The sequence below is a fragment of the Hoeflea sp. genome (assembly GCF_984452065.1).
The window spans coordinates 1-8,233 of the sequence record NZ_CFHWAF010000172.1; the positions used below are offsets into that span (position 1 = coordinate 1).

8 protein-coding genes are annotated in these 8,233 nt (G+C 60.2%); 4 read left to right on the forward strand and 4 right to left on the reverse strand.

Annotated features, from left to right (window positions below):
- Positions 1-37: 37 nt before the first annotated feature.
- Both AC5E6N_RS21775 and AC5E6N_RS21780 read right to left on the reverse strand, forming a co-directional pair.
- Complete coding sequence (locus tag AC5E6N_RS21775; protein WP_491689391.1) at positions 38-304, reverse strand: sel1 repeat family protein; 267 nt, start codon at positions 302-304, stop codon at positions 38-40.
- 378 nt (positions 305-682) lie between these two features.
- A complete protein-coding gene (locus AC5E6N_RS21780) occupies positions 683-1,390 on the reverse strand; it encodes a glutathione S-transferase N-terminal domain-containing protein (RefSeq protein WP_491749779.1) in 708 nt (235 codons plus the stop codon).
- A 399-nt stretch (positions 1,391-1,789) separates the two neighbouring features.
- Here AC5E6N_RS21780 and AC5E6N_RS21785 point away from each other — a divergent pair, with 399 nt between their 5' ends.
- Both AC5E6N_RS21785 and AC5E6N_RS21790 read left to right on the forward strand, forming a co-directional pair.
- Positions 1,790-1,960, forward strand: a complete 171-nt coding sequence (locus AC5E6N_RS21785; protein ID WP_491689388.1) for a hypothetical protein — start codon at positions 1,790-1,792, stop codon at positions 1,958-1,960.
- A 97-nt stretch (positions 1,961-2,057) separates the two neighbouring features.
- Positions 2,058-3,563 carry an AMP nucleosidase gene (locus tag AC5E6N_RS21790; protein ID WP_491749780.1) on the forward strand — a complete coding sequence of 502 codons (1,506 nt, stop codon included), beginning with the start codon at positions 2,058-2,060 and terminating at the stop codon, positions 3,561-3,563.
- A 17-nt stretch (positions 3,564-3,580) separates the two neighbouring features.
- Here AC5E6N_RS21790 and AC5E6N_RS21795 read toward each other — a convergent pair whose 3' ends face one another.
- Both AC5E6N_RS21795 and AC5E6N_RS21800 read right to left on the reverse strand, forming a co-directional pair.
- The gene (locus AC5E6N_RS21795; RefSeq protein ID WP_491749781.1) at positions 3,581-3,709 is read right to left on the reverse strand and encodes a hypothetical protein; all 129 of its coding nucleotides are present in this window, start codon (positions 3,707-3,709) and stop codon (positions 3,581-3,583) included.
- A gap of 229 nt (positions 3,710-3,938) precedes the next feature.
- Entirely contained in the window at positions 3,939-5,606 is a 1,668-nt protein-coding gene (locus tag AC5E6N_RS21800) for an electron transfer flavoprotein-ubiquinone oxidoreductase (RefSeq protein WP_491749782.1), read from the reverse strand.
- Positions 5,607-5,857: 251 nt separating this feature from the next.
- On the opposite strand from AC5E6N_RS21800, the gene AC5E6N_RS21805 reads away from it, so the two are divergent.
- On the forward strand, positions 5,858-6,721 hold the full coding sequence (locus tag AC5E6N_RS21805) for a uracil-DNA glycosylase (RefSeq protein ID WP_491749783.1): 864 nt from the start codon (positions 5,858-5,860) through the stop codon (positions 6,719-6,721).
- 186 nt (positions 6,722-6,907) lie between these two features.
- The gene (locus AC5E6N_RS21810; RefSeq protein ID WP_491749784.1) at positions 6,908-8,173 is read left to right on the forward strand and encodes an MFS transporter; all 1,266 of its coding nucleotides are present in this window, start codon (positions 6,908-6,910) and stop codon (positions 8,171-8,173) included.
- Positions 8,174-8,233 lie beyond the last annotated feature (60 nt).

Sequence of the window (8,233 nt, forward strand, 5' to 3'; positions counted from 1 at the left end):
CCGAGCCCTTTTTTCAATCTCCTGGCGCCGATGCCGGTCAGTGCATGGTCATCCATTCGCGCGCCGAGCGGAGCGCTTCCGCCAAGTCCGACTTGCTCATGCTTCTGGCCAGATCCGCCCGCAGTTCCGCTGCGCGCCGCGAGCCTTTGATCGCGGCGATGTTCAGCCATTTATGGGCCGCCACATAGTCCAGCGCACAATCGCGGCCGGCGGCATACATCAGCCCCATCTCGCAGAAGACATCGGCTTCGGCTTCGCCACCCATGGTTGCCAACTGCTGATCCAAAACTTCAAAACGTGCCATTTCAAGTCCCCGTCAAATAAACTGCATTTACCCTGTCAAGCTTCTGAGAGCTCATTTTGCGTCACCGGTTTTCCGGTTTCGATTTGATGTGCGGAGTTTGCCCCGGCGGGATTGAATCGGGCGTTAAATGGCATGCTTAATTTCGAGCAAACAAAGTTCAAACTATTGGTAAATTTGAGCTTTCATTAATCATGGGAAATCCGGCGCGGCGGGCTTTTACGAACAATTTTACTCAAATTGGATCGTGTTGATTTCAACCAATCGCTAACCAAAACGATCATTGCCGACATGCTGATATCTTCAGGCGCCGCGACCGGCGCGGCAGACCCCATTGTCGGAAGCTGGTTGAGCGAATCCGGCGAGACGACGGCAGGCGCTTTATCGCGCCCGCTGACCGAAGAGGACCTTCTGGGCCTCCTTGTCGTCGGCAATATTGCTTCCGGCGCGCTCATCCTTGCCGATCTCAAGGCTTTTCCTGACCGACGGCTTGTCCATCATGACATCGTGCCAGCGCTTGAGATTCGGGAAATCCTCGATCTTCTGCCCCTGTCGCTCGAAGGGAACCACCCATCCGATGCATGCCATGTCGGCAATCGAATAATCGCCGGCCAGATAGTCGTGTTCCGCAAGGCGCGTATTCATGACGCCGTAAAGCCTGTTGACCTCGTTGGTGTAGCGCTCGATGGCATAGGGCACTTCCTCGGGCGCATATTGTCTGAAATGATGCGCCTGCCCGGCCATCGGGCCCAAACCGCCCATCTGCCAGAACAGCCACTCCTCCACAGCAATGCGGCTGCGCTCGTCCGACGGATAAAAGCGCCCGAACTTGCGGCCAAGATATTGCAGGATGGCGCCGGATTCGAAGACCGATACGGGCGCGCCGCCGGGGCCCTGCGGGTCGACGATCGCCGGCATGCGGTTGTTGGGCGCTATCTTCAGGAATTCGGGCTCGAACTGTTCGCCCCTTCCGATGTTCACGAATTTGATGGTGTAAGGCACGCCAAGCTCTTCGAGCATGATCGTGATTTTCCAGCCATTGGGGGTTGGCCAGTAGTAAAGTTCGATTGGCACATTCTGCTCAGCCATATCAGTCTCCGGTTTCCGACAGACCAGACATAGGGCACTCGGCGCTCAATGAAAACCGGCATTGCCGCGTGCCCGTCTCACCGGTATCGCGCCCCTCTGCACGTTTCCGCTCAACGTTCGTGAACGGTTGATGAACGCGCCCCTCAGGAAGGGTTCAGCGCCGCTTGTGCATAGTCCTTTCAACAGACGCACAAAGGACACCGACATGATCGCCATTCTGACCCGCCGCTTCATTCTGATCAGCCTGATCTTCGCTCTTTGCGCGGGGCTGATCGCCTATGCGGTCGGAAGTCAGCAGAGGCACAGCCCCTCGTGGGTCGCGGGACAGCCGGTTCCCTGCATCAGCACGGAAAACGCTTCCTGCACAGGTCCGCAAACAACTGAGCCATGGAGACCAAAATGTTTGCCAACGCCACGGATTTCATCGCAACCATGCTGCGGATCGGCCTCGTCAGCACCTTCTTCATCGGTCCGGTTGCCGGTTTTGCCGCCACTCAGATCGGTTCGGACAAAGCCAGCATGAAGGGCGCAGGCCTGGTCATCTTCGTCAGCCTGCAACGCAACCGTTAAGGAATGCGGACCGCGGAGCGTTAAACCCGATGGGAGATTATTCCCCGAACGCGATTGCGGTCGTTTTCATGTCACGCGCGGATGACTATATTAGCGCATGGACACTCGAATCAGACAAGATAATCAACTGGCCGTCGCAACCCCGCCGGCCGAAAAGAAAAAATCCTTCTCGCACGCAAGTGAGGCCGTCGACGCTCTGTGCGCGCTTTACAGCCGGAACACCGGCTTCCTCCGCGACCGTTTCCAGGAGTTCGGCAGCGCGGGCAATCAAACAGCCAGGCGCTACCGCGCCTTCTACCCGCAGGTGCGGGTTTCCACCTCCAGCTTCACCCATGTGGACAGCCGCCTTTCCTACGGTCACGTGACCGCGCCCGGCAATTATACCGCGACCATCACACGGCCGGAGCTTTTCCGCAGCTATCTCGAGCAGCAGCTTGAACTCCTGATCAGGAATCACGACCTCGAGGTTGTTGTCGACGAGTCGGACACGCCGATCCCGTTGCATTTCGCGCTTGGCGAGGATGCCAATGTCGATGCCTCCTTCGCCAATAATCTGACGGCGCCGTTGCGCGACGTGTTCGATGCGCCGGACCTCAACATCACCGACGATACGATCGTCAACGGAACCTATGACCCCGATGGCGGCGGTCCGCTTCCGCTCGCCGCCTTCACGGCGCAGCGGATCGATTATTCGCTGGCAAGGCTGTCGCACTATACCGCGACCAGGGCGGAGCACTTTCAGAACTTCGTGCTGTTCACCAACTACCAGTTCTATGTGGAGGAGTTCTGCGCGCTCGCCAAGACGCTGATGGCCGATGGCGGCGGCGGGTACGAGGCTTTTGTCGAACCGGGCAATGTGGTCACAGGCGCGGGCGATATCGCGCCCAGTCCGGCCTCCGGCCCCGCCCGCCTGCCGCAGATGCCGGCATATCATCTCAAGCGCAAGGATCACTCCGGCATAACGATGATCAATATCGGCGTCGGCCCGTCAAATGCCAAGACGATCACCGACCATGTGGCTGTGCTGCGGCCGCATTCCTGGCTGATGCTTGGTCACTGCGCCGGGCTGCGCAACAGCCAGCAGCTTGGCGACTATGTCCTTGCGCATGCCTATGTGCGCGAGGATCACGTCCTTGACGACGACCTGCCGGTCTGGGTGCCGATCCCGGCGCTTGCGGAGGTTCAGGTGGCGCTGCAGGAGGCGGTGGCGGAAGTCACCGGCTTCGAGGGCTACGACCTCAAGCGCATCATGCGCACGGGGACGGTCGCCACGATCGACAACAGAAACTGGGAGTTGCGTGACCAGAGCGGCCCGGTTCACCGGCTTTCCCAATCGCGCGCCATCGCGCTGGATATGGAATCGGCAACCATCGCCGCCAACGGTTTCCGCTTCCGCGTGCCCTACGGAACGCTGCTTTGCGTGTCCGACAAGCCGCTTCACGGCGAGCTCAAACTGCCCGGCATGGCGACGGATTTCTACCGCACACAGGTCAATCAGCACCTGAAGATCGGCATCCTGGCCCTTGAGAAGCTTGCGGCCATGCCGCCCGAGCGGCTGCATTCGCGCAAACTGCGCAGCTTCTTCGAGCCGGCGTTCCAGTAGCTCGCGGCAGCGCTCACTCAGGGTTCGCGGTTTTTCGGATCGAGCAGGACCACCGCCCTTGAGCGCCACACCGTGGCGACAAAGATCAGCGCGACGACAAAGGCGGCAATTCCGATCAGGAAGGGTATATCCCGGTTCGCGACCATGGTCAGTCCGCCGAGAAGCGAAATCGCTCCGGAACCGAGACGGTATTCTCCAATATCCTCTTCCTTTCAAGGGTGGGGAAAATCGGCCCATCGGCTGTACTGAACCGATTTTCCACCATCAAATGCATCAATCCAATCACAACTCGCCTAAGGATAAACTGATGAACATAAAGTGTCCGGCGCGGCAGCGACCCGCCAGGGCCGCGGCCAGGCAAGTCTGTTTTTCAGATCACATATTCGGATAGACCGGACCTTCGCCACCTTGAGGCGGCACCCAGTTGATGTTCTGGTTCGGATCCTTGATATCGCAGGTTTTGCAATGCACGCAGTTCTGGGCATTGATGACGAATTTGGGCTCCGCACCGTCCTCTTCCACCCATTCGTAGACGCCGGCCGGGCAATAGAGTGCCGACGGGCCGGCATAGACGTCATGCTCCGAGGACTTCTGAAGCGCCGGATCGTGAAGCTGCAGGTGAACCGGCTCATCCTCCTCATGGTTGGTATTGGAAAGGAACACCGAGGAAAGGCGGTCAAACGTCAGAACGCCGTCGGGCTTGGGGTAGTCTATTTTCTTGTGCTTGCTGGCCGGTTCAAGGGAGGCATAATCCGCCTTGCCATGTTTTAGCGTGCCGAAAAGCGACGCCCCGAAGAGCGTATTGCACCACATGTCGAAGCCGCCGATCATGACGCCGAGAGCCGTGCCGAATTTCGACCAGAGCGGTTTGACGTTGCGGACTTTCTTCAAGTCCTTGCCGATATCGCTGTCGCGCCACGCCTCCTCGTAGCCGCTGATTTCGTCAGCGGAGCGGCCGGCGGCAATCGCTTCGGCCACATGTTCCGCCGCCTGCATGCCGGACAGCATGGCATTGTGCGAACCCTTGATGCGGGGCACGTTGACGAAGCCTGCCGAGCAGCCGATCAGAGCGCCGCCCGGAAAGGTCAGCTTCGGTACGGACTGGAAACCGCCCTCGGTAATCGCCCGCGCGCCGTAAGCGATCCGCTTGCCGCCTTCAAAGGTCGGCGCGATCGACGGATGCGTCTTGAACCGCTGGAATTCCTCGAACGGCGACAGGTAGGGATTCCTGTAATTGAGATGGAGGACAAAGCCGACCGCCACCTGGTTGTCCTCAAGATGGTAGAGGAACGAGCCGCCTCCGGTTTTTCCGTCCAACGGCCAGCCGAAGGAATGCTGCACCAGGCCCTGTCGGTGTTTCGACGGATCGACGTGCCAGAGTTCCTTGATGCCGAGGCCGAATTTCTGCGGCTCCCTGCCGGCCTCCAGATCGAAACGGGCAATCAGCTGCTTTGCAAGCGAGCCGCGCACGCCTTCTCCGATGAGAACATATTTGCCGTGAAGCTCCATGCCGCGGGCAAAGTTCGGGCCGGGTTTCCCGTCCCGCCCGACGCCCATATCACCGGTCGCCACACCGACAACGGCGCCGGCGTCGTTGTAAAGCACTTCGGTCGCGGCAAAACCCGGATAGACCTCAACCCCGAGTTCCTCGGCCTTGGCCGCGAGCCAGCGGCAGACATTGCCGAGGGAAACAATGTAGTTGCCGTGATTGTTCATCAGCGGCGGCATCATGAAATTGGGCAGCGTTATCGATCCGGCATGTCCGAGAACCAGGAAATGGTCTTTATTGACCTCGGTCCTGAACGGATGCTCCGGATCGTCGCGCCATTCCGGGATAAGCCGGTCCACGCCGATCGGGTCCATGACCGCGCCGGAAAGGATGTGGGCGCCGACCTCGGCCCCTTTTTCAAGGACGACGACAGACAGTTCCGGGTTGATTTGCTTCAACCGGATCGCCGCCGAAAGCCCCGCCGGACCGGCTCCGACGATAACAACATCGAATTCCATGCTCTCGCGTTCGGGCATTTCGAATTCGTCGCTCATATTCAATTCCTCCAGCGGATCCAGGCATGCGCGCGCTGTCCATCCCTTCGCCATAGCCTTTCGCGGTTGCAGGTGCAATCACTTAGAAGCGTTCCGACCAACTTATTTACCTTGACGTAAACGTCAATATTCAAAACGGACCAGGGACGATATGTCGCCGGCCGGACATGCAACCGGTTTGACGCGCCTCATCCACAGGCATGCGGAAAGAACCGTTTCACCGTCATGCCCAAACGGTCTAGAATTTGATCATGGGTTCTGACGAGGCGGAATTGAAGCAAAGACCAACCGACGGCGAGCTGGCGACGCTTTTGCACTTCTACGCGGAAGCGGGTGTCGACTGCGCCCTGGAGACCGCGGCGATCAACCGGTTCGCCGACACGCGCGCATCCGGACGCCCGGCACCGGATAGCGGTCCGCGACCGCGGGAGCGGCAAATGCCGGTGCGAGCGCAGAAACCGGCTGCACCGCCATCGCGGCCAGCCGAAGCCACGGTTCCCGATGAGACGGCAGTCTGCGATGCGCGCGAAACCGCGCGAAGCGCAAAAACGATTGCGGCGCTGAAGGAGGCCCTTGCCTCATTCAATGGCTGCAACCTGCGCTTCGGCGCGCGCAGCACCGTCTTCGCGGACGGCAACCCGCAAGCCCCGGTGATGTTCATCGGCGAAGCGCCGGGGCGCGACGAGGACCGGCAGGGCCTGCCCTTTGTCGGACGGGCCGGCCAATTGCTGGACCGGATGCTGTCCGCAATCAATCTGGACCGGTCGGGCTGCTACATCACCAACATGATCCCCTGGCGTCCGCCCGGAAACCGCTCGCCCACGCCGCTCGAGATCGAGCTGTGCCGGCCGTTCATCGAACGGCATGTGGAGCTCGTTGCACCCAAAGTGGTGGTTCTTCTGGGAAATGTCTCGACCAAGGCCCTGCTCGGGACGACACGCGGCATCCTGTCCTTGCGCGGAACGTGGTCGCAATACCATCCCAATAGCGACACCGGCATCCCGGCCCTGCCGACGCTGCATCCGGCATACCTGTTGCGCAACCCGGCACAAAAAAGGCTGTCCTGGCAGGATTTCCTGTCAGTTCGCGACCGTCTCGATACATTTGAAGGCTGACGCGAACCCGGCCGGGCGTACCGGCGGCCATGAGAAAAGTCGGCAAAGTTTTTTCAATCCGATGTCGCGAATTGGAGCGCGTTCAGTTGCGCGCGATGGCACATTGAACCATCGGACGATAAGGGTCTGCGTCCGGGTTTTCGAATGTCCGGCATCTGATCGCCGGTGTTGCGGAGTGTTGATGTCATGGCAAGCAGCATCGTTCCGATAGCAAGCCTCCTTCTTTCGGCATTCTTCATGCTGCTGGCGAGCGGCCTGTCGGGCTATCTTATTCCGCTGCGGGCGGTGCAGGAGGGCTGGTCGACATTCGAGATTTCGATGATCGGCACGGGATATGCGATCGCTTTCACCGCCGGCTGTCTCATCGTGCCGCGCCTTGTGCTGCGGGTCGGCCATGTCCGGGTCTTCGCCGTGCTTGCGGCGCTGATGTCCATATCGCTGCTGATGCATGCGCTTGTTGTCGACAGCCTGGCATGGATCGCCTTTCGCGGGCTTGCCGGCTTCTCGATCGCCGGCGGTTACATGGTGATCGAAAGCTGGCTCAATGAGCGAGTAACGAACGAAACCAGGGGCACGGTGTTTTCCATTTACATGGTCGTCGCCATGCTCGCGCTGATGGCCGGCCAGTTCATGGTGCCCCTGGGCGACCCGATGACCGCCACCCTCTTCATGGTGTGCGCGATCATCTATGCCCTCGCGCTGATGCCGACCGGCCTTTCGAGCGCCCAGTCTCCGCAACCGCTGACGCAGGTTTCCGTCGACGTGCGCGGCCTTTACCACAAATCACCGGCAGCGGTTGTCGGCGCCATGCTTGCCGGCGTGATCTCCGGCTCCTGGCACAACCTAGCACCGGTCTTTGCCCAGACCAATGGCCTGTCGACGGCAACGGGCGCGACGATGCTGGCCATCGCCATGATCGGCGGCGCGCTGTTCCAGATACCGCTTGGCCGTCTGTCCGACCGGATGGACCGGCGCTACATGATGATGGTGGCAGGCATCATGGGCACTTGCATGTGCCTGTTTACATTGCTGGTGGGAACCTCAACCCTGCTTCTCTTCCTGCTGTCGATGTTCCTGCTCGGCTCGGTGCTCTTTCCGATTTATTCGCTCGTCGTCGCGCACGCCAACGACTTCGCCCAGGCGGACGAGTTCGTCTCCGTCTCCAGCGGCCTGCTGATTGTCTATGGCGTCGGCACGATGCTCGGCCCGCCGATATCGGGTGTGCTGATGGACCAGTTCGGGAGCCGCGCGCTGTTCGCGGTGATCGGCACGTCCTTCGCCGCCTATGGCGGCTATGCCTATTATCGCACCTTCCGCCGGCCGCAGGCGGAAGAAGAGGAACGGGTCGATTTCCAGGCCATTCCGGTGGCGCGGGCACAGACACCGCAGACCTACGAGCTCGACCCGAGGGTGGAACTTGTGTCGGAGGACAGCCAGTCGCCCGAGACCTAGAGCGAGTTGTGATTAGATTGAAGCATTTGACCGCGGCGATTTTGGTCGCTGACAAGGCGG

Excerpts from the sequence above, each read along its gene's own strand:
- AC5E6N_RS21775 (WP_491689391.1), bottom strand. The coding sequence starts at position 304 with ATGGCACGTTTTGAAGTTTTGGATCAGCAGTTGGCAACCATGGGTGGC.
- AC5E6N_RS21780 (WP_491749779.1), bottom strand. The coding sequence starts at position 1,390 with ATGGCTGAGCAGAATGTGCCAATCGAACTTTACTACTGGCCAACCCCC.
- AC5E6N_RS21785 (WP_491689388.1), top strand. The coding sequence starts at position 1,790 with ATGTTTGCCAACGCCACGGATTTCATCGCAACCATGCTGCGGATCGGC.
- AC5E6N_RS21790 (WP_491749780.1), top strand. The coding sequence starts at position 2,058 with ATGGACACTCGAATCAGACAAGATAATCAACTGGCCGTCGCAACCCCG.
- AC5E6N_RS21795 (WP_491749781.1), bottom strand. The coding sequence starts at position 3,709 with ATGGTCGCGAACCGGGATATACCCTTCCTGATCGGAATTGCCGCCTTT.
- AC5E6N_RS21800 (WP_491749782.1), bottom strand. The coding sequence starts at position 5,606 with ATGAGCGACGAATTCGAAATGCCCGAACGCGAGAGCATGGAATTCGAT.
- AC5E6N_RS21805 (WP_491749783.1), top strand. The coding sequence starts at position 5,858 with ATGGGTTCTGACGAGGCGGAATTGAAGCAAAGACCAACCGACGGCGAG.
- AC5E6N_RS21810 (WP_491749784.1), top strand. The coding sequence starts at position 6,908 with ATGGCAAGCAGCATCGTTCCGATAGCAAGCCTCCTTCTTTCGGCATTC.